Source organism: Haliscomenobacter sp. (genome assembly GCF_041740695.1).
GTDB lineage: Bacteria > Bacteroidota > Bacteroidia > Chitinophagales > Saprospiraceae > Haliscomenobacter.
In genome coordinates this window covers 48,828-75,416 of sequence record NZ_JBGSLK010000107.1, presented here as the reverse complement: position 1 = coordinate 75,416, position 26,589 = coordinate 48,828, and the positions used below count along the sequence as shown (strand labels likewise).

Below are 26,589 nucleotides of genomic sequence, written 5' to 3'. Positions count from 1 at the left end.
CTGCGGCAGCCTAAACCTTCTCAACCTCCTCAACCTTCTCAACTCCACTACTACAGACATGCAGGAATTTTTGTCCATCTACTCGAAGATCGAAAACCCGACCTTCGAAATGATTTTGTTTACCTTTTTGTTGTCGTTTTTGTTGTCGGCGCTGATCGCCTTTACTTACAACATGACTACGCGCAGCACCCTGCGTACCACCAATTTTATCCAATCCTTAATCTTGAGCGCCTTGATTGCCACGATGGTGTTGCAAGCCATTGGCGACAATGTGGCTTCTGGTTTGGGGATGTTGGGCGCGTTGACCGTGATCCAGTTTCGCACCGCTTTGCGCAATCCGCGCGACATCGTATTCATGTTTGCAGCTTTGGGAACGGGAATAGCTTGTGGTTTGTATGGCTTTTTTATCGCCATCTTGGGGGTATTCTTTTTCTGCCTGCTGGCCATTGTGCTCAGTTTTACCCCTTTCCACTATGGTCGCCACATCGTGTGGGAATTGCGGATTCGGATAGAGGAAAATGCCGGAGATCCGGGTGAAAATTTCATCCAGGTCATGAGTCAATATTGTCAGCATTGGACCTTGGATTCGGTCAACCTGGATCGGCTTAAAGACAACGCCGTTTCCCGAGAATACGATTACACCTTGCTCTTTAAAGACGACACCAAACAGCCTGCTTTTTTACAAGCACTGGTCGACAATGGTGTAGCCGTACGCCGCCTTAACAAACAAAATGACGAATTGACGCTATGAAATTCAACGCATTATACCTTGTTTGGGCAGTGGCTTTTGCCGCCTGCTTTTGGTTGAAGGACAACTTCATGGGGCGGAGCAATACGTCTTTTTTTGGTGCAACCGAAACAGAAAGTCGAATTCTCAACTACGACCACACGGTGGTTATCCAAAACGTCTTGGTCAAAACTGGCGATAAAGTGCGAGCAGGGGATACCCTCATGCTGTTTTATCGCTCCGAACTAGATCAAGAAAGCGCCGAAGGTTTGAGCGACATCAATCAATACGCAGCAGAAAAAAATGCGCAAAACAGCATTCTGGACAAATCGCTGGAAGTGCTCAAAGCCCAGCATCAGACGGAGTTGAGCGAGTTACAGGGCCAAATCCGCATCGAGCAAGCCGAATACAGTGCAGAAAGTGGCGTGCGCAAACTTTTGGGCGAATCCACCGATCCCAATACGACAGACCCCCTACGCGCAGAAAAAATCGCCGCTCTGCGCAGCCAAATTCGACAAGCCGAGCAGGAATACCGGGAGCGTGTTCAAGAGGTGCAGGCCGAACGCCGCGCCAATGAATCCATATATAAGGCCAGGAGCGCCAAAACCCAGGTCGAACTCGATTTTGTCAAAACCGAGCGCCAACGCCTGGCGCTGATCGCCCCGGTAGATGGTTTTGTGGAAAGTATCGCCGTGGGCAACGCCGAGGTGGTACCCCAGCATAAAGAAATGCTCAAAATCAACCCACTCCAGCCTACCCGCATCCGTGGGTTTGTGTACGAGCACGCCGAAATCAGCTATCAACTTGGGGATACCGTTCAATTGAATGCCTATAGCCGTTCAAGTGTATTGTCCAAAGGGGTGATCATTGGTAGCAATCCTCAAGTGGTTGAGTTGCCCGTGCGCTTGCGCAAGATGCCCGAAGTACGCACCTGGGGCCGCGAATTGTTCATCAAAATTCCTAATGACAATCCTTTTTACCTCAATGAAAAAATTGTCATTTCTTTTGAATAAGCCAATCGCCATGAAAGTATTGTTGTGTATTCTATTGTTGCTCTCTCCCATTTCTTCAGCATTGATTGGCTCTGTTTTTGCGCATAACGGGAGCCCCGCTAGGGGCGCGATATGGGTAGCAACAGACCCCATCAAAATCAGCATGAAAGACGTCCTGGCTTCAGTCAATCAGGATGAACAATGGCGCTTGAGTCAACAAACGGTCAATTGGTTGGGGCAACAAAACTACCAGAATCCGCTGCTGCAAAAACTGGAGCTGCGCGCCGGGTCCAATGATTTTTCCCTAACCCGGCAACAATACGGCATTCGGGTAAGTCCCAACGCTTTTGGGCTGGGCAAATACCAAAAACACTACCAACAAGCCCAATCGGGGGTACTCCAAGCCGAGGCTGAGGTGTACTGGAATGAAGCCTTGCTGCAACGTTACGAAGCCATCATTACCTATCACTTTGCGCAGCAATTGACTTTGGCCAGCCAAAAACTTGATTCTTTGTTCCAAGCGCAGGAACAGGTATTCCGAGCCATGTTGCGCCAGGGTTTATCGGTGAAGGTGAAAGAAGTGGTGGAAAATGAACAGGATCAGCAAGCGCTGCGCCTGGATCAGGCTCAATTTGCGCAGGCCAAAAGCCTGGCGGAGGAAAAAATTAGACAATTCATCGCCGGAACTGGGGCAGTGGAACTGGAGCTCCTCGACTTCATTTCGATCCCCCGCATCGAACAAGTGATCGCCCGCATCCAGGCCAATTCACTAGAAATCCCTCTGGCCGAAGCCAAAATCCGTCAGGCTCAAATGGGTTTGGTCCAATCCGAAATGGACTTGCTCAAAGTCCGCAATCGGGAATACCTCAGCTTTTTTCAGTTTGGCTACGAACGCGCACCCAAAACACCAACCCTCGACGATGACCTCTTCATGCGCCTCGGCCTGAATATCCCGCTCAATAGCAACAACCGCTTTAAAAACAATGAGCTAGCCCTGGAAATGTACGAGCTAAACACCAAAAACACCTTGACTTTATCACGCCGCAAACAGGAACTGGATGTACAACTCAACAAAGTCCGGCATCTCATCCAGGAATACCAATTGCTCAAAGAACAAGAAGAAAAGAACCTTTTGCTCAGCATTTTAGAAGATCCGGCCCTGCGGGCTGCGCTTACGCCCACCGAATTGATGGAAATTAAATTGTTGCTGCAAAAAAAACAGTTTGCCCGCCTCAAACTCAGTGAGGAACTTACCCAGGAATATGTGCAATTGCTTTATCTCAACGGTCAACTGAGCCAAAAACCCCTGCTCAACTACCTGAGTGCCAACCTGGAACCCTGGTAATTCAAGCCCATAAATTTCCCTTTGTAGGGGATAATTCTGCTTTTGTATAAAAAATACCTCCATTTGAGCCAACCTAAAGTATTCTTGGTGTCACTTTATTGAATTAACTTAGTACCCTAACACCTTATATCCAATTGGCTTATGGAGTTATCTATCCAAAATTTATCCAAAACCTATCCTAACGGTGTGCAAGCGCTCAAAAACGTGAGCCTGCACATTCCCACTGGCATGTACGGCCTCTTGGGTCCCAACGGCGCGGGCAAAAGTACCCTCATGCGCACCCTGGCCACCTTGCAAGACGCTGATGGTGGAACGGCCACCTTGGGTGACATTGATGTGCTCAAAGACAAAGACGCGGTACGCCGAGTGCTGGGCTACCTGCCCCAGGAGTTTGGCGTATATCCCCGCATGTCGGCACTCGATATGCTGGACCACTTTGCGACCCTGAAAGGAATCCCGAGCAACCAACGCAAAGAAGTGGTGCAAACCTTGCTGAATCGGGTCAACCTCTGGGATCACCGCAAAAAAGCGGTAAGTAGTTATTCCGGCGGGATGCGCCAGCGTTTTGGCATTGCCCAGGCACTGATTGGCGACCCCAAACTGATCATTGTAGATGAACCCACCGCTGGCCTCGATCCCGGTGAGCGGAATCGTTTTTACAACCTCTTGTCTGAAATCGGCGAAAACGTCATCGTCATCCTTTCTACCCACATTGTGGAAGATGTACGTGAACTTTGTTCCAATATGGCCATCATCAATGGTGGCGAGGTGAAATACGCAGGCATACCCGATGCCGCATTGGGTGAATTGGGCGGCAAAATTTGGGAAAAAATCATCCTGAAAGCCGAACTCAATGATTACGAAAAGAACTTCCAAGTGATCTCCAGCAAACTGGTGGCGGGCAAACCCATCATCCACATTTTCAGCGAGGATGATCCTGGTGAGGGATTCCAGCCTGCTGAGCCAGGGTTGGAGGATGTATTCTTTTCTAAAATCAAATCGTAAGGGCAATCCTGTGTGATTGCCCATTGGGCGACCACGTGTGATTGCCCATTGGGCGACCACGTGTGATTGCCCGATGGGCGACCACGTGTGATTGCCCGATGGGCGACCACGTGTGATTGCCCATCGGGCGACCACGTGTGATTGCCCATTGGGCGACCACGAAGGGTCGCCCGTACGAAGCGTCAAATTCATTTGCGTATGTTATTCACCTTCCTGAAATTCGAATTAAAATCCTGGCTACGTGCACCGATGCCCTGGATTTTTCTCTTCATATTCGCGTTGATGACCTTTTTTGCAACCGTTACTGATCAGTTGCAAATCGGCGGTAGTTTTGGCAACATTTGGAAAAATGCACCTTATGTTACCCAAAACTGGTATGGCGTATTTAGCATTCTTTCCCTTTTGCTGATTACTGCTTTTTTAAACACTGCCGCCATCCGCGATTTTGAAAACAATACGGCTCAGATCGTATTTGCTTCGCCAGTCCAAAAAATGGGCTATTTCTTTGGCCATTTTTTTGGGGCGCTGCTGGTTTGTTTGATTCCCATGCTGGGCATCTCCCTAGGTATGTGGATTGGCGTTGGGGTCAATTCCCTCACGCACTGGATCGATCTGGAGCGTTATGGCCCTTTTGAAATCCAAAGCCACGTCAACTCCTATCTGGCCATTGTCATTCCCAATATGATTTTTGCGGGGAGTATCCTTTTTACGGTTGCGGCCCTCACGCGCAGCACCATGTACTCCTTCATTTCGGCAATGGTTTTGCTGGTGGGTTACATCGTAGCAGGAAACCTGATTCGGGACATTGAAAACGAAAGCCTTTCGGCTCTGCTCGACCCCTTTGGGTTTAGGGCACTTTCGCTGATTACCAAGTATTGGACGGTAGATGACAAAAACCACCTTTCGGTTAGCATTTTGCATCCAATGATGTTGGGCAATCGTTTGCTGTGGATGGCGATCGGCTTGTTGGTGCTTTTTGTGGGTTATTGGCGCTTTAGCTTTGCTGAAAGATCCAAAAGAGTCAGCAAAAAACGCAGCAACAAGGTTGAAGAAGAGCCCTACGGCTTGCAACAGTTGGGCGAAATGGCTACAGTGCAACCTGCCACTGGATTGAGCATTACCTTGGCCCAATTCCGCAGCCAGTTAAAAGCCAATTTTTGGGGCGTCGTCAAAAGTACTCCGTTTATCCTCTTAGCATTCATTGGTTTGATGAATACCATTCCAAGTATGCAGTTTGCTACGGAGGGTTACGGCACACACAACTTGCCCGTGACCTATACCATGGTCGACATCATTCGGGGCTCTTTTTACATGTTTGTCATTGCCATTGTCGCCTATTTCACTGGGGCGCTGGTATGGAAAGAGCGCAACGCCAAGGTCAATGAGATTTACGACGCCATGCCAACGCGCAACTGGACCGACTTTTTGTCCAAACTCATTACGATTGTTGGCGTGGTGGCGATTCTGATCAGTGTGTGTATCCTGGCGGCGATAGCAGCACAGGCATTGAACGGATTCAACCGCTACGATTTGGGGGTTTATATGCGCGAACTGCTGGTTTTGGATTTATTGAGCTTTGCAACCATTGCCGTGTTGTTCCTCTTGGTGCATACACTGGCACCCAATATGTATCTCGGGTTTTTCATCTGCATTGTGGTCATCATCGTCAACTCCTTTGTCTGGGGAGCGCTGCGCATTGAGAGCAATATGGTGCAGTTTGGCGCTACGCCTGGGTACACGGTTTCGGATTTGTACGGGTACAAACCCTATGCGACGGGGCTATTTTGGTTCAACACCTACTGGGCTTTGTTCAGCGCCATTTTGGCCGTGGCAGCAGTTTGTTTTTGGCCTCGCGGCAAAGAAAGTGGCTGGCGCAAACGGTTCAAACTGGCTGCCCTGGAATGGAGAACCTACCGTTGGGCGGGTTTTGGTGCCATTGCCTTATGGGGTTTGAGTGCTGCCTGGGTGTTTTACAATACCTTGGTTTTGAATCCTTTCAAAAACAGCAAACAAATTGAAAAACTGACCGTACGCTATGAAAAGGACTACAAAAAATTTGAAGGCAAAGCCCAGCCGCGCATCTATACTGTGAAATACGACATTCAAATTTTTCCGGAAACGCGCAACATCGACGCCAAAGCCCAAATGTGGGTGCGCAACTTGCATCCTAAGGCCATCGATACCTTATTGGTGCAGGTACCTCGGCAAATCAAGTTCAGCTTGAACAATCCCCGCCTGAAATTGCTCAAGGACGATAAGGCCGTTTATTTCCGCATTTACCGACTGCAACCTGCCCTGCAACCCGGCGACTCCATGCGTCTGGATTTCAGCTCCATTTACCAAAGCAAAGGTTTTGAAAACGAGCTGAGTGTGCAACAGGTCATGCAAAACGGCACTTTTTTCAACAATTTTGACATTGCACCCCGCCTGGGTTACCAACCGGATGGTGAGATGACGGATAAAAACCGCCGGAAAAAATTCAAACTACCTGAAAAAACCCGGGCACCCAAACTCAACCGCGCGGATACCATCGCCCGAGGCAATTCCTACCTGGGCAACGACGCGGATTGGGTCAATGTAGAAACGGTGATCAGTACTTCGGCGGATCAACTCGCCATTGCACCGGGCTCCCTGCAAAAGGAATGGACGGAAAATGGGCGGCGTTATTTCCAGTACAAACTCGATCACGAAAGTTTCAATTTTTACTCCTTCATGTCGGCGCGTTATGAAGTGGCGCGCAAAAAGTGGAAGGGAATCGACCTGGAGGTGTATTACCACAAGGACCACAAAGACAATGTGGATCGGATGCTCAAGGCGATGGAAAAATCACTGGAGTATTACACGACCAACTTTGGGCCTTACTTTCACAAGCAGTGTCGCATCATCGAGTTTCCGCGTTATGCCGAGTTTGCCCAGGCATTCCCGGGCACCATGCCTTATTCTGAGGGCATTGGGTTTATTGAGGATTTCCGGGCTGACAAGGACGATATCGACATGGTCTTTTATGTAGTTGCACACGAAATGGGGCACCAATGGTGGGCGCATCAGGAATGTGGGGCTTACATGCAAGGTAGTGAAATGACGGTGGAAACCTTTGCCCAATACAGCGCCCTGATGGTGATGGAAAAGGAATATGGCCGCGACATCATGCGCAAATTTCTGGAATACGAAGCGGATCGTTACTTACGTGGGCGCGGGGCGGAACGTTTGCAGGAACTCCCGCTGGCGCGTTGTGAAAACCAGGGCTACATCCACTACAACAAGGGTTCGCTGGTGATGTATTACTTGAAGGAAATGATTGGTGAAGAAAAGGTCAATCAGGGGTTGCGCGACTTCTTGGACAAATTCCGCTACGCTCCACCGCCCTTCCCGGTTTCCAGCGATGTGGTGGACGAGTTTTACAAACAAACGCCAGATTCGCTCAAGTACATCATCAAAGACCTGTTTTGGGACATTACCCTCTTTGAAAACCGCACCACCGAAGCAACAATCAAAGAGCTAGGCAAAGACAAATACCAGGTAACGCTGAAGGTGGAATCGCGCAAATTGAAGTCCAGCGCACTGGGCAAGGAAAAAGAAGAAAAGGTAGCCGACTGGATGGAAATCGGAGCTTTTGCCAAACCTGAAAAAGGTAAAAAGTACGGCAAAACCCTCTACCGCAAGCGGGTGTTCATCAACAAGGAAAACAATACCTTTACCTTTGAGGTACAAGGCAAGCCGGAAAAGGCGGGCATTGATCCTTTCACGTTGCTGGTGGATCGGAATCCAGAGGACAACATGCGAGATGTGAAATAAAATAAGCTCATCAGGGCATAAATTTTAGCCTTTCTTGCAAGTTTATGCCCTGATTTTTAGTAAAAATTCACCCATTTGGGTGAGGCGAAGCCAGCATTTTTACCCACAATATTGTAGTGAATACAAACCCGTAAAAATTCACTACAATCATGATTACCAAATCCTATTTAATCCTGACAATGTGGGCCTTTTTATTGCTTGCTGGCAGCTTTGCCTGTAAAAAAGCAGACCCTTGTGAGTCAAAAACCTGTCTGAACGGCGGAACTTGTGATTCGGGTGACTGCAACTGCACCGAACGCTGGAACGGAGAAGACTGTGGGGCCCAAAAAACACCCACATCCATTAAATTCACCAAACTGGAACTGACCAAATACCCCGCCAAAACAACGACTGGTGGCAATTGGGATCCTTCCGATGGCCCTGATGTGTACATGAAAATCTTCAAAGGCACTACATTGATCTGGACCGGGCCAGTATTCCCCTTCCCACTCGATCCTGCTTCTGGCCAAAATGCGGTATTTTCTCCTGCTACAAAGCCTGATTTGACCAGCCCTCTAGAAGAATACATCATCGAATTATGGGACAAGGATACGGCTCCAGATACCGACGACTACATGGGCGGTTTGAAGTTTAAAGCGTACAATGAAACCAATAATTTCCCAGAAAGCTTAAGAATTGAATGCCCTACTTGTAGCACCGGTTACAAGGTAGATTTGGACTATACTTTTTAAAATCGAGCTGGGCTCATTAGTCTGGCAACATTATGGTAAAAAAAACATCCTGATTTTGAGTTAACTCAAAATCAGGATGTTTTTTTTACCACATTTGTCTTTCGATTTTGTCCAATCGAAAAACACCTACGATCATGCTCACCTTCAATTTTTGTCTGCTCTACGCCGCATTGTTTGCCGTGATTGGATTTGCTTATGTCAATGTTCAAAAAGTCAGTGATCAGTTGCCAAGTAATGGCCTGTTTAAATTGTACGGGGGCTTGATCCTCTGGACGATTTACTTGCTGGTTCTGGATCAGACGGGGATTCTACGCCCGATGGTGAATCCGCCACGGATACCGCTATTGGTCATTTTGCCCGCCTTTATTTTAATTGTCTGGTTTTTTGTTTCGGGCAAACATCGGCCTTTTACCCAAAACATTCCCATTTGGCAACCGGTCTTGATCCAATCGTTCCGCATTGGCGTCGAGTTTTTGATCCTGGGCATTTACCTCAAGGGCATTGGCCCGGTGCAAGCTACTTTTGAGGGTTATAATTTTGACATCGTTTCCGGCCTGCTGGCCATTCCCACAGCTTGGTTGTTGTACCGCAAAGCGAGCATCGCCAGACTGGTAACCTGGATTTGGAGTATCCTCAGCGTATTGTTGTTGGCCAATATTGTCTTCATTTTTAACACGCTGGTATTACGTCCGGAGATGTGGGGCTTCACAGAAAACCCGATCAGTGTGGAATTCACCAAAATGCCGTATATTTTGATCGCGGGATTTTACATGCCATTTGCGGTGTTTTTGCATGTGTTTACCTTTACGCAGTTGCGGAAAAAAGGTGCATAAAAAGTGAATTTTGGCTACTGGAAACTGAGTGCTTGTTTGAAAATGAAGAAAATTAGCGCTTTACGGTGTGAAGTCCTTGGTACTTATTTCGATAAAAACAAGTCCATGTAATGCTGTGGAACATCAAAAATGCCTCCGCTTTGTGCATAAAATGTGGCATCGGTTTGATATACGCCTTTTTGCGTTTTTACCCATGAGCCACTTGCTTTAGGGTGGTAAGACATCAAAGTATCCCAACGTTTGAAGTATTGATGCCCATTGGTTTCTTGCAAGCCAATGCTCATTTCAGGAAAAGGCGCCAATCGTGCAGCCACAGCTTTGTTCCAATCCACCAATATGGGGTTTACGGTCAAGTCGGCACAAAAGCAAGGAACTTTTTTCTCATAAGCAAGCTGAGTGATTTTCATGGTCATACTCAGTGTTTTGGCAATTGCTTTTACCGCAATGGCCCCATACCCTTGTTCTATTTTAATGGCTGCATCCTCCACGGTGTGGGCACTTTCATCTGCGGCAATTCGTACACCGAAGCCGCCTACAAACGTTTCATTGCTTTCATCAAAAGGCTCTTCTATCACTGCAATTTGTTCCAGCGCCCCTATTTTATGGGCATGGTCTATAAATCTTTGGAGGGTATCTTTGTGCTCGTATCGCCCATTGGCATCAAAATAATAGGGAATTTTGCCGCTTTTGGTGTAAGGTGTTTCGTAATGGCCGATGGCTTTATGTACAGCGGTCAAAAAAGCAATGTCTTTTTCCAACATTTCCTTTTGTGTGCCCGCTGCTCCGGTTTTCAATTTCATGATAAAATAGCCTTCATCGGCGGCGGCTTTGATGCGCTCGGGCGTCGTACCCACACTGAAAGCAGGAATGCTGGCGACTTGAGTGTGCCGATGTGATAAGCCCTGCTGATACGCCGCTGGAATCAAGTCGTCGAATTGGGTTATTTTATTTTCTGCAGCATACAGAAGCCAGGCCGCATTGTCCACACAAACCAAGGCATTTAGGGCAAACGTTTTTCGAAGGTCGGAGATACCAGTTATTTTTTTGCCATATGCCAATACTTCAGGTAAAATCGAATCGAGAAGTTCAACTGGATTGGTAAACGAAGCACCCTTGAGCAACTGCAAAGCATATTCACTCATGTTGTACATCAGCGCATTTCCGGCACTCTCGCTGTGGGCTGCAAATACCCTCGAATCCGACCAGAGCACCCCTTGCGTCGCTAATCCGATTTTTTGAATCCCTGAATCTGATTCAAGAAAAGCAACCGTTTGCCAACTGTCGGTAATGGCACTACCTTTAAATCGGTATGGATTAAGCGGCTCCCGTTCAAAATCAGCATCTACACGTTTGATTTTAATCGGTGCGGATGGCCTTTCAGCCAATTTTGAAACAGGAGGAATCCCTACTGCTCCTAATGCGATGGCCGAACCAGCAGTTTTGACAAATGCCCGGCGGCTGATGCGGTGGGTATTCGACTGTTTCATGTGATTATAGGTTTTGAGGGATAACATTCAAGGTATACCAGGCTTCACCTGACCAGAGAGATTGCCCACTTTGGCTTTTGAGTTGCTTCGGCAATTGAAAATGGACTACATGTTTGGGCTTGAGGTCCGGCACTTCAATATAGATCCTTTTCCGGTTTTCGGAAACAGTGATTTGGGTGGGTTTAAGCTCTTCCAAGTCCATTTTGGGACCTCCGTAATTTTTGGTCGGCAAATACCACCATTGCTGCATCCATAGATCAGCTGGGCGCAGTTGGGTGTTCTGTTTTAAAGGTTCGGTAAATTCAATTTCAAAACCTTTTGGTTTGGCTCGAACGGCCAACATTTCAAACGTGGATTTCCCATTGTACTTTAGCCGTTGAAGCCCACTCAAACGTTCTTTCCAGCTCCAACCACCTCCCACCATGCCAACCTCTCCCACGTACAAAGCGCCGTCGGGCCCCCAACGCAAGCGATTAACGCCTGCCTCAAACCCTTGGGAAAACATAAATACAGCGCCTTGGTATTGTCCCTCTATTTTTTCCAAATAATCACGATTTATCCCCCCATACGTAACGTCTCCATGCAACATTTGGCCTTTAAAAATGCCTTCCCGGATCAGCACGGGCTCAGAGGGTGAATTGCCAATCTCGTTTTGGGGCAACCAAATCGCTGGCATGGCCATTTCGGGGGCCGGATCATCACTCAACCAGCCCCATTGCATGCCGTGGTATTCTCCCTTCTTGACATGAATCAATTTATTGGCAGGAAGCCATTGACCTTGATTGTCGGTTACAAATAACTCGTTATCGACTCCCGATCCAATACCATTGGGGGTACGCAAACCAAAATTGACCATTTCAAAACTTCCATTTTTCGCGATTTTAATGGTTTTACCTCGGTCAGGAAGCTGCTTTTCGCCTGGTTTCAGCCGCATCGCCATGGAGAGCGCAGCATAGAAATACCCCTCTTTGTACACCAACCCAAATGCAAACTCATGAAAATCTGCGGATACATCCCAGCTATTGCAAATGGTTTGGTACTCATCAATGATCTCGTCTCCATCCAGGTCTACCAGTTTGGTTAATTCCTGTTTTTGCAAAACGTAGATTTCGTCGTTGACGACTTCTATACCCAAGGGTTCCGCCAATCCAAAAGCGATGCGCTTCACCGAAATTTTGCGCGCATCACCAGCTGTAACTCCATCCAGCAAGTACACACCACCCACCTTATCCCAAGTGGTCACCAACAAACGCCCATCGCTGAGGAATGCCAACCCACCTACCCGGGGCTTAAATGCGGCGGTATGTAAATTGACCAGATCATAGCTGGGATGCACACCTTCTAATGGCGCACCAAAGCCTGGTTCTTTGGGTTTTTGAGGCAAATCTTGCGGAGGTGTTGCCAATTTTTGGGTAGAACGAGGTTTTTCCTTGGGCTTTAAGGTGAAGATATATTCGACCATCGCGGTTAATTCGGCGCTGGTTAAATTCGGATGCGGATTCATCAGGCCATTTCCCCAGGTTCCACGGCTTCCTTTCTTTATTTTAAGGGACAGTTTCGCTACATTTTTTTTATCGTAGGGGTACTTTTGGGCGATCTTTTGGAAGGATGGGCCCACTTCATCTTCCTGGATGTTGTGACAAGTAAAACAATCGGTTTTTTCCATCAATGCTCGGCCAGAGTGGATTGGATCTGATTTGAGAATCAACTGAACTTGATCAGGCAAAGGACTGAAATAGGCAGTATAGCTGGTAGTACCATTTGATTTCAGGGCGATTTGGGTTCCGGTAGATTTTAGATTGACTTCCACCCCCACTGGAACATTTTGGGTTTTAAAGGTTCTTTCCAATCCGATTTTTCCTGATTTTTCCTGAACAAATTCTGGACATTCTTCTACCCATACCGTGTCATGCGAGCTTAAAACCAGGGCAAAACGAATGAAAATTTGATTGTTTTTTAGCGTATACCCTTGGTGGGTGATTTTATTAAATACACTGATTCCGTTTTTCACAGCCCCCCATTGATTGGTATTCGTACTATCTATCCAATAACTGGCGCCCCATGAGCTTGGCTGAATTTCTTTTTTATCGGTATATGGCGCCCCATCCAGAGAGACCCCACCTTTCCAGGCTTTATACAACTGACACCGAGTCAGGCTATAAGCGATGTAACAGGAAGAATCCAAAGCAACGCTGAGCATGCGGGGTTGTTTGTCCAAAACCGATCGAATGACCCATACCTCTTCTGGCCTTTTTGGAGCTGTCGGCGAAAGGTTAAGACTCGAAACAAATAGTACCACGATTACCCCAAAAGGGATGCCGAAGTGTTGGAAGCTTTTATTTTTCATTTCCGTTCCTGTGCTTAGTAGTGGGGCAAAAATAAGTGTTCATTTTTTTTGAGCCAAAGGATTAGATGAGGCACTTGAAATGAACCGTTTACTCATCTAATCTTTTGGCAAAATGAACATTTATTTTTTTATCGCCCCTTATGCAAAAAAGCCACCCAGACCAACTTAAAGGCATGGGTGGCTTGGTTTGCTATCTCATCGGTTTACCCTACTTGACAATAGCTTGTTTACTCACAATTTTTTGAATCGCTGCCTCCAAACTGTTCTCTGGTGTAAGCTCCAGGCTCCTTTCTTTGGCACCCGAAGCAAAAAGCATCCTTGCTTTTCCACAAGGCGAGGAGCTGATCACCATTGTTATCCGATCCTTTCCTTTGCTGAAACGCAGCGCGTACTTGGCCATGAAGGGGCAATTTTTGACATTGATCAGATCAAAATTTTTGACCTCTATCGAGGCAAGAGTCAAGGCCGTTGCTTCAACCGGATCCGTTGGAATAAACTCACTCACCTTGTAATCAGCTACGTAAGTGGCGTCCAGGGTTTGTTCCTGAGCAGCCGTTGGAAAGGCTTCCACTGCAAAAAGTTCGACCTTGTCCGAGGTTTTTAACAAGTTGACAAAGTCACCTAAGGCTTTGGAACTACAGGATTTACTGCCCAGCAGGACTACACTCAACAAGCACATGAGTAGTTTTGGCATCACAATTAGTTTTTCGGCGTAACGTCATAATGATAAATTCCGTTTTGCAAGGTACAATTGCTGCATACGCCGGTGGAAGATTTTCTGCGCGCGCCAGTTACGGTGTTGTTGATCAAATCACGCCAATCAGCGGCATCATCACGCATGAAGCTGATTTCTTCCCGCAAGGATTGTAAAAAGCTCACCGTAAAAAATCCACCATTGGAATTATTGGCCCAGGAAACTTCCCCAGGACTGGCTGCGGTAGCCAGAAGGTTGCCCTTGGTGTTCATAAAGAGGGCCCGCAATTTTTCATCGTTGTAATTGTTGTTGGCTTGCATGGCCAGGAATTCACTACCCGTAAGAGGGCTGGGTATGTCGATGGTCGAGTTGCAACAATCCCCCAAAACGATATTCAAACGGCCACCTTTACCCTTGATGGTTTTGAACACATAATCTAGATCGAGGGCGGTGTTATCCCCGATGCGGGTGTAAGGCGAACTGCGCATGTCCAACTGAGGCCAGGCGCCTTGTTGATCGTTCCAGCGGAAACCGTGGCCACGATAAACAAAAATTACAATGTCGTTTGTACCTGGATACAAGCTAGTCAACGTGCTCTGCACGGCAGCTTTGGTGAAGTTGTCGCCATTGATCAGGTACTGTTTGTAGCTGATGCCCAGCGATGAAGCAATGCCCTTAAACTCGGCAGTCAAGGCGGATTGATCCCGGTTGCAACTCATACCAATGTCCCCAATGTTGGTATTGGCGGCGATGATGAGGTGCATCGTGGTCCCCGCCGTATTGGTATTGACATTGGGTTTAAGTTTCAGGGTGCTCAAATCCATACCAAACATCTTGCGCAAAGCCAAGTAATCCGATTCCGTGGAGGAATAAAACTCGCGCAGATAGGCATCGTTGATTTCTTGTTTCGTCAGCGCTTTGAAGGAATCGGCGTGCAGTAGTTTCGAGGTGTCATCGGGATTGTCGGTCAGGTAAGGTTTTTCCTGGTTTTCCAGAAAGATGATGTGATCCGGGTTGTAGCCGTACTGGCCAGCAGCGGTGATGAATTTTGGATTGGAGCCCAGGAGTACCAGGTATTCGCTACCATCCGTTTTGCCATGTTCAGATTTGTAGTCTACGTTCACTACTTTGTACATGTTTTCGGCGTTGTAGGCCACGCGCATGTACATTTTGCTGTCGTTAAAAATAACCAGGAGTCCCTTGTACTTGACGCTCGCTTTGTCGGTAAACTTGATCTCAAACAGGTCTTGTGCAGGTAGTAAATGGGCAGCAAAGCACAATACTGCCAAAATGGTTAATGCCCGTGTTAAGCATTGTTTTCTCATAATGTAGAGGTTTTAATGAGCTGGAATCATCAGGCTGACGCCAAACAGCAGAAAGATATTGCTTTGTTTTTCAAGGTATAACTTTTTCTTAAGAAAAATTTTTTCCCCCAAACCGCAAGAAGATCAATACAGCGTCGAAAGCGGTCAATAAAGTAGTGGAGTGGGTATCGGAAGCTTGCGTAACTTTGTAAGTGAATAATGAAAAGTGAAAAGTGAAAAGCAGATGTACCATTTGTTTTTCACTTTCCAAACATTCACTATCACTATTCATTTTTCACTTTTCACTTTTCACTTTTATGACTGCGCACTTACGTCTCTTTTTCAACCACAGCACCAGCCGAGCCATCGGTTTGGTTTTCGCCATGCAAGGTTTATTGTTTGGCACCTGGTCGGCGATGATTCCCTTCATCAAGCAGAAATTTCAACTGGATGAAGCCCAATTGGGTTTGTTATTGTTGGCACTGCCTGTGGGCATCACCATTATGAATCCCATTTCGGTTGGTATTTTGCATCGTTTGGGTACAGTGAGAGCTACCTTATTGGCCCGTACTTTAGGTGCGCTGTTTTTTGTGATTCCCTTTTTAATGCCCAACGTTTGGTCGGTGGCAGCAGCCTTGATGTTGCTGGGTACTACTTTTTCCACCACCAATGTTTCCATGAATACGGCGGCTACCACCCTTGAAAATTATGAAGGCATCCGCATCATGGCCACCTGCCATGCACTGTGGTCGAGTGGGGCCATGTTTGGCTCGGCCATTGGAGCTACAGCCATGGGGATGGGGATACACCCAGTCACCCACGTGATGTTGATTGGTTCGATCTTGCTCTTGTCAACCCTCGTGGTCTATCAGGCTTTTCAACGGGTACCCAGCGAGGTGACGGTGAACAAAAGCAATGGCCCACGCCCCAAGTTCAAAATGCCCAACGCTGCCTTGTGGGGCTTGATTGCCATCAGTTTGTGTACCAACCTCACCGAGGGTACCATGGCCGATTGGTCGGCGGTGTACATGCGTGAAGTTGTAAAAGCGCCCGCAACCTTGTGGGGCTGGGGTTTTGCAGCCTACGCCTTTTTTATGGCTTTGACTCGTTTTACGGGCGATGCCATTCTGAAAAATTACGGCGGCGGCCCGGTCTTGAGAGTCGGTGGAATCATTGCAGCAAGTGGTCTGTTGCTGGCCATTTTGTTGCCTTATGCACCCACTACTTTGCTTGGTTTTGCCATGGTGGGTGCCGGAGTTTCTCTGGGTGCACCGGTTTTGTACAGTGCTGCCGCCAAGGTACCAGGCATGGCTCCCGGTGCGGGTTTGGCCACGATGAATACTTTTGCGATGATCGGATTTTTAGGCGGCCCTGCCATTATTGGATTCATTGCCAAAGCTTTTAGTTTGCCAATGGCAATGGGGGTAGTGGTTTTGATGGGTTGTGTATGGATTTGGCGGGCCGGGTATTTGAAAGCCTAACAATGTATTTTGCCACAAAGACTCAAAGTACGACGAGGTTGTTTACTTTGAGTCTTCGTGTCTTCGTGGCTAATTTATCTTTGAACAACTCTAATGTTTTTATTTTCAAATAGTTAGATAATAAAATGTTATACTCTGACAATCCTTTTCTTTTAGATTTATAACAAAAAAAAAGCGCCTATATTTATTGCCATTGCACACACTAAAATCTATGCTCAGTCAAATGAAACACCTGACCAATCTACCTGCCTTTGCTTTTCTGTTATTGCCCTTCTCCTGGCTTTTCTGGCCTCCCGGTACCGCCGAACGGATTCAGGCCCAACTCGTCAAATACCAAAGCAAATATCCCAGCGAAAAGGTCTACTTGCATACCGACAAACCGCATTATGCCTTGGGTGAGAACATTTGGTTTAGTGCTTACCTCACAGCGGGGGCCGAACATTTGCCTTCTTTGGTGAGCAATCTGGTCTATGTAGAATTGATTGGACCAGATTTGCAGCGCAAAGCCAGCCGCTACATCGGCATCCAGGATGGGGTTGGCAACGGTGATTTTGATACGGAGCGCGATTGGCCGGAAGGCCAATATTTCTTGCGAGCCTACACCAACTACCTGCGCAATTTTGACTCCAGCTTTTTCTTTCAGCGGGAGTTTTTGTTGCTCAAACCCAAAATAGAAGCTGCTGCTGCAAGACCGGAAGTTTCAACAAGCATCACCGATTTTAGTGTACAATTTATGCCCGAGGGTGGCGATTTGGTCAATGGCATGAGCTCCCAGATTGGGGTAAAAGCAGTGAGCAACCTAGGCACGGGAATCCAATTTGAAGGCAAAATTCTCGACGAGCAGGGTACCCAGGTTGCGGTGTTCAAAACCTATCGCTTTGGTTTGGGCGCTTTTGCTTTTACGCCTCAAGCTGGTAAAAAATACCAAGCCGAACTTAGCTTTCAAGGCATTCATAAAAAAATCCCTTTGCCGCCCGCTCAGGAACAAGGCTACACTTTACAAATTACCCAACGCCCTCCAAATCAATTGTTGATCAATGTGCGCAGCAACATCCCGAACGGACTAAAAGATGTGGTGATCCTGGGGCATTTACGGGGTGAACCCATCTTTACCTTTAGCAATGCCGATGGGTTGGATAAACTCAGCCTCACCATTCCTACCGACTCCATCCCCGAAGGCATCGCTCAATTCACCCTTTTTAGCAGCAAAGGAGAACCCCTCTGTGAACGCCTCGTTTTTGTGGACAATCCCCGGGAAAGAGCTTTTTTGAGCATCAGCACGGACAAAAGCACTTATGGGGCGCGGCAAAAAGTCAATGTGTCCCTACAACTCAAGGACCAGGCAGGGAATCCCCTCAAAGCAATGGTCTCAGCTACGGTAACCGACAAACAAAGCGTGTATTGGAGCAAATATGGCCAGGATATCCGTTCCTACCTGCTCTTGCAATCCGACTTGCCGGGATACATCGAAGACCCCGCTTATTTTTTTGTTGAAGAAAATGCGACCCGTCGACAGTTGCTCGACATGTTGATGCTGACCCAGGGGTGGCGGCGCTTTAGTTGGAAACAAGTACTACAAGAAACTCTGCCCGATTTGGCTTGGCTGCCCGAGCAGGGTTTTACCATCAGTGGCCAAACCACCAAACTCGACCAGCCTGACAAACCCGTTGCTGCAAATTTGATGGTAGTCGCCATGGAGAAAGGCATCTCTCAGCAGGTCAGTTCTGGCCCCGACGGGCGTTTTTCCATTTCTGGATTCCCGTTCATCGACAGCACGCGGGTGGTGATTCAGGGTGCCAAACCCGGTAATAACGCCAGTAAAAAAAGCAAAAACAGCGATGCCAATCAGCAAGGAGTAGCGGGCAATCGCGACATCAAAATCCGACTGGATGGAGACAATCCGCCACCGCTTGACCCCCGAGCTGGTTTTGATTTGCCGCTCAGTACGGATGCTACCCAGCAAAAAAGTTTTTTGGCCGATAGCAAAAAACTGGCTGATCTGGATTCTCTGTTTCCGGGAATCTGGAAGTTGAGTTTGGCCGAATTTGAAGTGAAAGGCAAACGTACAAAAAATCCTTACGGGGTTGGAGACATCCTTTACCGTGCGCCCACCGATCGTATGATTATTGATTCCATACCAGGGAGCTCTACTGCGCTGAGTGTGTTTGACTTCCTGCGGCGGATACCTGGTGCCCAGGTTGTAGGCTCTTTCCCCAATCAGTCGGTGGTTTTGCGGGGAATCAACAGTTTGAACGGACCTACACCGGCCTTGTTTGTACTGGATGGCACCGTCGTGGATGCAAGCACTTTGGTGAATGTTCCGGTTTCTACCATTGCTTTTGTCGATGTGCTTAAAGGAGGTCAGGCGGCCATGTTTGGGAGCCGCGGCATCAACGGGGTGGTGGCGGTATACACCAAACGCACCGGCAACCAGCCCGCTCAGTACGATGTGAATGGCATCATCAACTTCAAACACCCCGGGTTTTACAAAGCCCGCGAGTTTTATGCGCCACAATACGATAAGAAAAAACCCGAGCACGATCGCCCCGATTACCGCACAACCCTGCATTGGGCACCCATTATCGAAACGGACAAGGAAGGGAAAGCAAGCTTTAGTTTTTTTACCAACGACAAAGCTGGCGCTTTTGAAATCCTGGTGCAAGGGATGACGGCAAAAGGAATTCCGGTGAGTATGGTGAAAAGATAAAAGAAAAAGCCCCCAATTGCCAGTCATAGCAATTGGGGGCTTCTTATCGCATGATCCACTCCAATTATGGATTTGGAATGCTCAATACCTGACCTACTACAATCATGTTTGGATCCTTCAGGATGTCAGTATTTGCTTCAAAAATAGCAACATACTTGCTGGCATCGTCGAAGTAGTGCTTGGCAATTTTGCCCAGGGTTTCACCTGCAACCACAGTGTGCTTGTGATAAACACTGTCGTCACTGACTTTGATGTTGGCTTTTATTTCCGCAGGAGCAGCATCGTCCTTTTTCAAACCATTGATGGTTTTCAGCTTGTCCCAAATGGCGTTGCGCAGGTATGGTGTAGCAACGGTGCCATTAAAAACGATCTGACCGTCTTCTTCATGGAAATTTTCCATTTCGGCGCCAACTTCTTTGGCAAAATCAAGGGCGGAGTGGTACTTGTCTTTCAATGACATTTCAATTGGTTTTTTATAAGGTAAAGAAAGAGAATAGAAACGAATTTGACAAATGTTAGAAAAAATCACGACTTGAGCAAGCATCTGAAACTTAATTTATGGTTAAGTTCAGGTTAACTAGTGGGGCAAAAATAAGTGTTCATTTTTCTTGTGCCAAAGGATTAGATAAGACACTTGAAATGAAGCGTTTACTTATCTAATCCTTTGGCAAAATGAACACTTATTTTTTTATAGCCCCTAAGGATGTTGCTCAAAAAACGAATAAGCCATTTCCACCACTTTTCCCATCACTTCGTTGGCCAGCTTTTCATTTGTCCAGCCTTTAGACAGGAGGGTAAATGAAAAGTAACGCCCCTTAGGTGAAATTAATATTGCTGAATCATGATGATGGGCCGTGATCCAACCCGTTTTGTGTGCAACCTGCACATCGGCAGGCAGTCGGGTGGGGATGACATTGTTGAACTCTTGATCGGAAAGAATGTTGAGCATGGCCTTACAATCCTCCAGGCGACCCGCCTCGCCCTTGCCAATGCGTTCCATCAGTAGCATGAGGTCGTAGGCGGTAGTACTATTGTTTAAGCCAGCAGCATAGGCTTTGCTGTCTTCCACTCCCCGGCGCACCATGATGTCCTGCAAACCCAGTTCGCGCATGCTTTGGGTGGTTTTTTCAGCACCCACCAGTTCAATCAGGATATTGGTGGCCAAATTGGAGCTGCGCACAATCATCGCCCGCGCCAGGTCAGCAATGCTCACTTTTTCCCCCAAACGCCGGTACCAAATCGAATCCGAATCATCACTTTCACTCAAGGAGTAAGCACTGCCATCCACAATACTTTTGAATTCATTTTTTAGCGACAGAGAATCACTGAGTTTAAACTTACCTGCGGCCGCCTGTTTGTAAAGCTCCACCAGCACCGGCGTTTTCATGGTGCTGGCTGGGTGGATGTTGATTTTTTCGTTGATAAAAACGGCATTGTTCGGATTTTTTAGGTCGCGAAGAGCAATGTGGAATGTTGCTTCGGGGCAACGTGCCAGTTCAGCTTTGATGGCCTGATGTAAGGCAGCAAGGGTTTGAGGTGCCCCTCCTTTGTTGCTTGGTTCACGCCGCATTTTGGCTGCCCGAAACAACAAATCCGCCGACATCAACACCTTATTCCTCAAGCGGTAAGAGAAATTGGGATTTTGGGTCAAAAACTGTCGAACCGTCGCCGCTGCTTCCGCCGAATTGTGCCCACCTAAAACCGCACTGATCCAACGACGTGGAAAAAAAATGTCGCCCGTGCGTTGAATTTCTTCCAGGAGCTCCAAAGCCGGGCGGATGTAATGCAGTTTTGCACTGGCTGGACGACGTGGGTGATTCAAATAACCCAGTGCATCTTCTACCCAAGGCTCGTAATCGCGGTTTTCATCTTTTTTGAGGCTTTCAAAAAAACCATCGCGTTGGGCCTGCTCGGCTGCAAAAACCGGAAGTAGAAACTGTAGACGTTGTTTGCGATCGGGGTTGGTCGTTTCGGCCAATTGTTGGTCTAAAATGGCCTGAGCACGATGCGGCCAACGCAGGGCAATGGCACAAGCCAAATCAATACGTTGACTTTCCGAGAGGATTAAGCCGGAGATGGCGAGGTCTTTTTTCCAAATGCGGTACAATTTCTGCACCCCTGGCCAGGTTTCGACCAGGGATTGATAAGCTCCAAAGTAAGCGAGACGGGCCGAAGGGTCTTTGGCCTGTTGCAACAAATCCCAGAGTAGTTCTTCGATAGCTCCCTTATTGCTCAATTGCAATTCTGGATCGGCAAAACGCCAGTACAGGGTCTGCAACTGATCGAGCAATTGCTGTCGATTCAGCGGTTCTTGTTCCAGAGGGAGTGCTGCCAAAATACTTTCAAGTAGGGTAGCAGGGGGCATGGCTTCGTGCAAAAACTCCTCCCAAAGCGCCATCCGCGCTGCGCCACGCAGCAAAGGGTCTTTGATTTTGGGCGTTTGTTGCAAAAAATAAGTCAAAGAACGCATATCCAGACGGCAAAACCCATAACTCATCGGCGAAGCCAACAAAAGACTGGCTTGAGGAAAAGCATACCCTTTGACGCGTTCGACCTCGGTTTTTTCACCCACAATTTCAATGGGCAATGAGGCGACACTGTCGGGATAAAACAGGGCCAATTGGGTTTGTTCCGGCCAATATTTACCAGAAGCAGAAGTTTTGAGCTGGCGGACTACCAGTTTGTCCAAACCCTGACCATTGCCCACTTGTTCCAACACAAACCGGGGCATGCCCGCTTCTTTGACCCATACCTGACTCCAAGTGGCCAGGTCTTTGGGGCAGTGTTGATCCAAAATGCCAATCAACTGGTCCCAGGTAGCATTGCCATAACTATAGGTGCGCAAGTATTCTTGGAGCCCCTTGCGCATTTGTTCTTCGCCCATCATGGCCTCCAGTTGGCGCATCACCACGGGGGCTTTTTGGTAAATGATGCCACCGTAAAGGCTACCCGCGTTTTTGAGGTTTTCGAGTTCCTGCTGAATGGGGTGGCTGCCCTCCGAGCGGTCTTCCGAATAGGCAGTGGGCTGATGCGCCAGCAAAAAACGCAGTTCGTGATTGATCTTTGGAAAAGAGGGGTTCACAATTTTGGCGGCCATAAAGTTGGCAAAAACTTCTTTGAGCCATACGTCGTTGAACCAGTTCATGGTCACCAAATCCCCAAACCACATGTGGGCAGTTTCGTGGGCGATGAGGCTGGCTCGGCTCAGTTTTTGATTTTCCGTCGCATTTTCATCCAGCATCAAACTGGCTTCGCGGTAAAAAATCGCGCCGATGTGCTCCATGCCGCCGTATTGAAAGCCGGGCATGAGGGCAAAATCGAGTTTGGCAAAAGGCAATTTGATCCCGGTATAGTTTTCCATCCACTCAATGGCGTGGATGTGCAGGTCAAAAATAGTGGCTAGGTTGCGCTGTACCTTGGCTTGATCGGTTTCGCGGTAGAGCATGGTCATGCTGCGGCCATTGCGGGTTTCTGTCGCTTTTTGGAATTTGCCAGCACAAAAGGCAAACACATAGGTGCTAAAAGCTTCGGTGGTTTTGAAATGCAATTGTTTGCGCCCAGCATTTTCACTGCTTTTGTCCAGTGGCCCATTGCCCATGGCTTCCCAGTCGCTGGGCAGGTCCAGGTGCAGGGTGTAACGGGCTTTCAGATTGGGTTGGTCAAAACAGGGGAATACCGTGGATGCTCGGTCGGGCACCACGAGGGTGTACAAATAATCGGCGCTGCGGTTGAGGGATTGATTGCTGGCTTCAAAACTGATTTGTACCTGGTTGGTGCCAATTTTTAGTTTTTTGGCGGGAAGGGTAAAATGCCCTTGGCTGTGTTGACCATTTAGCTTTTTCCCGTTGATGCTGCATTGGCCCTGCCAGCTTTTGCCGGGTTTAAAATCGAGAAACAGGTCCTCCGTTTTGTTTTTGAGCTCAAAACTGATGTTGACTGTCCCTTTGATGGGATCGGTTTTGGCCAGGGGAATTTGTAGGTTCAGGTCATAAGCAATGGCACTGAGGTTTTGGGCCCGCCATTGTGCCAATTCCCAACTAACGCCTTCTTCCAGGGGAATTGGTACTGTTTTTTGTGCAAAAGCCATAGTTGTGCTGAGTAGCAGGATGAGTAAAATGCGCATGCCTTGGTTTTGAGTGGATGAGGGATGTCGGCGAATTTACTTAGGAAACGTAGGCGAGAGGTAGGGATAAATCTTTTTTTTCTGCCAAATGCTAAAAGGAAAATAAGTAAAATGAAAAAAGGCTTCTCAATCAATTGATCAAGAAGCCTTTATCTTTTTGCGCCTCAGGTAGGGCTCGAACCTACGACCTACGGATTAACAGTCCGCCGCTCTAACCGGCTGAGCTACTGAGGCACTTGCCGGTGCAATTATCGAATTGCGTGTGCAAATGTATGCCAACTCAAAATAATGTGCAATATTTGTGCCGTAATTTTTTCAAAAAACTTTTCATCATGAGTTTACTTGCGGTTGGAACCGTTGCTTTCGACGACATTGAGACCCCCATGGGCCGGGCAGAAATGGCCATTGGCGGGGCTGCAACCTACATTACGTTGGCTGCTTCTCATTTTTTGAATGACCTGCGCCTGGTATCGGTCATTGGGGATGATTTCCCGCAAGACATGTTGAATTTTATGCGCCAAAGAGGAATTGACCTCGAAGGCTTGCAGGTTAAGGCCGGTGAAAAGTCCTTCTTTTGGGCTGGCCGCTACCACAACAACATGAATTCCCGCGATACACTGGACACCCAGTTGAACGTGTTGGCCGATTTTGACCCTGTTTTGCCGGATACCTATAAAGATACGGATTACCTGATGCTCGGCAACCTGACCCCAGCGGTACAGCTGCGGGTAATCGAACAAATGAACAAACGCCCCAAGCTCATCGCTCTTGATACCATGAATTTTTGGATGGATATCGCCTGGGACAGCCTAATGGAAGTACTGGGTAAAATCGATATGCTGATCATCAACGATGAAGAAGCCCGCCAATTGTCGGGTGAACATTCCTTGGTGAAGGCTGCTCACAAGATTCACGCACTTGGCCCTCGTTTTTTGGTGATCAAAAAAGGAGAGCACGGTGCCTTGTTGTTTGAGGGGGATAAGCTCTTCTTTGCACCTGCATTGCCGCTCCAGGAAGTCACTGACCCAACCGGGGCCGGAGATACTTTTGCCGGTGGTTTCATGGGTTACATTGCCAAAACTGGGGACACTTCCTTCGAAAACATGAAGCGTGCGATCATTTATGGTTCCGCCATGGCTTCTTTCTGCGTAGAGCAATTCAGCGTAGATGCCCTCAAATCCCTGGACGCCGCCCAAATCAACGAACGGGTCAAACGTTTTGTCGAATTGGTGAATTTTGATCTGGTGATGGAGATTTGAAACCAATGAGGAGTTGCAACCGTTGTTGTAGAATAACGGTTGCAACTTCTAAACGCTAGTTTTAAGATATGCCCACAACCATCTCCGAACTTACCACCTACCTCGAAAGCATCGCACCTTCCCACTACCAGGAAGACTACGACAATTCTGGTTTATTGGTAGGTGACCCGAATACCCCAATCACCGGGGTAATGATCGCCCTGGATGCTACCGAAGCTGTGATCGATGAAGCCGTAGCCAAGGGCTGTAACCTGCTGGTGGCGCACCATCCCATCATTTTTCGCGGACTGAAACGCCTGACCGGGCGCAACTACGTAGAACGTGTGGTGATCAAAGCCATTCGGGAGGGAGTTGCCCTGTACGCCATCCACACCAACCTCGACAATGTGTACCGCAGTGGTGTAAATGGTAAAATTGCCGAAAAACTGGGTTTGGAAAATACCCGCATCCTGGCGGCCAAACCTTTGCTGAAAAACGGTTTGCCTGCGCCTGACCCCGAAGTGGGTTCGGGCATGATTGGGACTTTGCCCCAAAGCATGAGCGAAATCGACTTTCTACAACACCTCAAAAGCAGCATGCAAGTGGGCTGCATCAAATACACCCCCTTGGGCAGCCGCGAGGTACGTACCGTAGCGGTTTGTGGCGGCTCGGGCGGCTTTTTGTTGCCCAAAGCCATTGCCGCTGGTGCTGATGTTTTTGTGACTGCCGACTACAAATACCACGAGTTTTTTGACGCCGATGGCCAAATCGTCATTGCCGATATCGGACACTATGAAAGTGAGCAATTTACCATCGAATTATTACACGAGATTATTTCAAAAAAATATAGTAACTTTGCGCGCTATTGCACGAGCGTGAAGACCAATCCCGTTCATTATTATTAACAACAACCAAACATGGCTAACGAAATTACTGTAGCAGAAAAGCTCAAAACGCTGTATCAGCTCCAACTCATCGATGCTCAAATTGGTGAAATTGAGGTATTGAAGGGCGAATTGCCCATGGAAGTTAGTGACCTGGAGGATGATATCATTGGTTTGGAGACCCGTCTGGAGAAAACGGTAAGCAGTGTCAAAGAATTACAAGCTATTGTAACTCGCTTCGCGACCAACATCAAAGAGGCAGAAGCCTTGAAGGTCAAATACAAGACGCAACTCGACAACGTAAAGAACAACCGCGAATACGAAGCATTGACCAAGGAATTGGAAATGCAGGATCTGGATATCCAATTGGCTGAAAAGCGCATCAAGCAGGCCAGAATTGACGTGGCCAAGCAGGAAGAAAGCCAAGCCAATACGGAAGAACGCCTGGCTAAGAAGAAAGCAGACCTGGCAACCAAGCAGGTGGAATTGAATGAAATCATTTCCAAAACGGAGAATGAAGAACGTACCCTGCGCGCTGAATCTGATGCTGCCCGTGAGCACATCGAGGAGCGTTTGATCAAGGCTTACGACAAAATCCGTACTTCTTACCGCAACGGTTTGGCCGTGGTTACCATTCAGCGCGACTCTTGTGGGGGCTGCTTCAACAAGATCCCACCACAGGTACAGTTGGAAATTTCGATGCGTAAAAAAATCATCGCTTGTGAGCACTGCGGTCGTATCCTCGTGGATGACTACATCCTGACTGGAGACAAAATCGCTGAGCACATGGCTACTGAGCTTGGATAGGCTTTTTGAGGCCTTGGATAAAAGGAAAGAGGGATACAAAGCAAATTTGTATCCCTCTTTTTGTTAGTATATAGTTGCTTAGGTGAATC

At 47.7% G+C, this 26,589-nt stretch carries 18 protein-coding genes and 1 tRNA gene; 12 read left to right on the top strand and 7 right to left on the bottom strand.

What is annotated here, in order from left to right; genetic code table 11:
* The 7 genes from ACEW9O_RS21190 to ACEW9O_RS21160 form a co-directional block, all read left to right on the top strand.
* Positions 1-751 (top strand): DUF4956 domain-containing protein (locus tag ACEW9O_RS21190; protein ID WP_373552202.1); only part of this gene is annotated, 751 nt, incomplete at its 5' end.
* On the top strand, positions 748-1,740 hold the full coding sequence (locus ACEW9O_RS21185) for a hypothetical protein (RefSeq protein ID WP_373552201.1): 993 nt from the start codon (positions 748-750) through the stop codon (positions 1,738-1,740). The genes ACEW9O_RS21190 and ACEW9O_RS21185, both read left to right, overlap by 4 nt.
* Complete coding sequence (locus ACEW9O_RS21180) at positions 1,733-3,064, top strand: hypothetical protein (RefSeq protein WP_373552200.1); 1,332 nt, start codon at positions 1,733-1,735, stop codon at positions 3,062-3,064. Before ACEW9O_RS21185 ends, ACEW9O_RS21180 begins: the two co-directional genes overlap by 8 nt.
* 141 nt (positions 3,065-3,205) lie before the next feature.
* Positions 3,206-4,069, top strand: coding sequence for an ABC transporter ATP-binding protein (locus ACEW9O_RS21175; protein WP_373552199.1), 864 nt, complete (start codon positions 3,206-3,208; stop codon positions 4,067-4,069).
* 198 nt (positions 4,070-4,267) lie between these two features.
* Positions 4,268-7,864, top strand: a complete 3,597-nt coding sequence (locus tag ACEW9O_RS21170; protein ID WP_373552198.1) for a M1 family aminopeptidase — start codon at positions 4,268-4,270, stop codon at positions 7,862-7,864.
* Positions 7,865-8,013: 149 nt separating this feature from the next.
* A complete protein-coding gene (locus ACEW9O_RS21165) occupies positions 8,014-8,595 on the top strand; it encodes a hypothetical protein (protein ID WP_373552197.1) in 582 nt (193 codons plus the stop codon).
* Positions 8,596-8,729: 134 nt separating this feature from the next.
* Positions 8,730-9,428, top strand: a complete 699-nt coding sequence (locus ACEW9O_RS21160; protein WP_373552196.1) for a hypothetical protein — start codon at positions 8,730-8,732, stop codon at positions 9,426-9,428.
* A gap of 83 nt (positions 9,429-9,511) precedes the next feature.
* Here ACEW9O_RS21160 and ACEW9O_RS21155 read toward each other — a convergent pair whose 3' ends face one another.
* From ACEW9O_RS21155 to ACEW9O_RS21140, 4 genes are all read right to left on the bottom strand, one after another.
* On the bottom strand, positions 9,512-10,915 hold the full coding sequence (locus ACEW9O_RS21155; RefSeq protein ID WP_373552195.1) for an enolase C-terminal domain-like protein: 1,404 nt from the start codon (positions 10,913-10,915) through the stop codon (positions 9,512-9,514).
* Between the two features lie 4 nt (positions 10,916-10,919).
* Complete coding sequence (locus ACEW9O_RS21150) at positions 10,920-13,262, bottom strand: c-type cytochrome (RefSeq protein ID WP_373552194.1); 2,343 nt, start codon at positions 13,260-13,262, stop codon at positions 10,920-10,922.
* A gap of 208 nt (positions 13,263-13,470) precedes the next feature.
* On the bottom strand, positions 13,471-13,956 hold the full coding sequence (locus tag ACEW9O_RS21145) for a hypothetical protein (protein WP_373552193.1): 486 nt from the start codon (positions 13,954-13,956) through the stop codon (positions 13,471-13,473).
* A gap of 5 nt (positions 13,957-13,961) precedes the next feature.
* On the bottom strand, positions 13,962-15,281 hold the full coding sequence (locus tag ACEW9O_RS21140) for a caspase family protein (RefSeq protein ID WP_373552192.1): 1,320 nt from the start codon (positions 15,279-15,281) through the stop codon (positions 13,962-13,964).
* Between the two features lie 296 nt (positions 15,282-15,577).
* Here ACEW9O_RS21140 and ACEW9O_RS21135 point away from each other — a divergent pair, with 296 nt between their 5' ends.
* Positions 15,578-16,741, top strand: coding sequence for an MFS transporter (locus ACEW9O_RS21135; RefSeq protein WP_373552191.1), 1,164 nt, complete (start codon positions 15,578-15,580; stop codon positions 16,739-16,741).
* Positions 16,742-16,964: 223 nt separating this feature from the next.
* On the top strand, positions 16,965-19,448 hold the full coding sequence (locus tag ACEW9O_RS21130; protein ID WP_373552190.1) for a TonB-dependent receptor plug domain-containing protein: 2,484 nt from the start codon (positions 16,965-16,967) through the stop codon (positions 19,446-19,448).
* Between the two features lie 64 nt (positions 19,449-19,512).
* On the opposite strand, the gene ACEW9O_RS21125 is transcribed toward ACEW9O_RS21130, so the two are convergent.
* From ACEW9O_RS21125 to ACEW9O_RS21115, 3 genes are all read right to left on the bottom strand, one after another.
* Positions 19,513-19,908: a LysM peptidoglycan-binding domain-containing protein gene (locus tag ACEW9O_RS21125; RefSeq protein ID WP_373552189.1), complete on the bottom strand. Its 396-nt coding sequence runs from the start codon at positions 19,906-19,908 to the stop codon at positions 19,513-19,515.
* A gap of 237 nt (positions 19,909-20,145) precedes the next feature.
* Positions 20,146-23,571, bottom strand: a complete 3,426-nt coding sequence (locus tag ACEW9O_RS21120) for a M1 family aminopeptidase (protein ID WP_373552188.1) — start codon at positions 23,569-23,571, stop codon at positions 20,146-20,148.
* A 160-nt stretch (positions 23,572-23,731) separates the two neighbouring features.
* Positions 23,732-23,805, bottom strand: a tRNA-Asn gene (locus tag ACEW9O_RS21115).
* Between the two features lie 98 nt (positions 23,806-23,903).
* Here ACEW9O_RS21115 and ACEW9O_RS21110 point away from each other — a divergent pair.
* From ACEW9O_RS21110 to ACEW9O_RS21100, 3 genes are all read left to right on the top strand, one after another.
* Positions 23,904-24,830 (top strand): PfkB family carbohydrate kinase, encoded by a 927-nt coding sequence (locus ACEW9O_RS21110; protein WP_373552187.1) that lies wholly within the window; start codon positions 23,904-23,906, stop codon positions 24,828-24,830.
* A gap of 68 nt (positions 24,831-24,898) precedes the next feature.
* On the top strand, positions 24,899-25,714 hold the full coding sequence (locus ACEW9O_RS21105; RefSeq protein WP_373552186.1) for a Nif3-like dinuclear metal center hexameric protein: 816 nt from the start codon (positions 24,899-24,901) through the stop codon (positions 25,712-25,714).
* Positions 25,715-25,726: 12 nt separating this feature from the next.
* A complete protein-coding gene (locus ACEW9O_RS21100; protein WP_373552185.1) occupies positions 25,727-26,500 on the top strand; it encodes a zinc ribbon domain-containing protein in 774 nt (257 codons plus the stop codon).
* Positions 26,501-26,589: the final 89 nt, after the last annotated feature.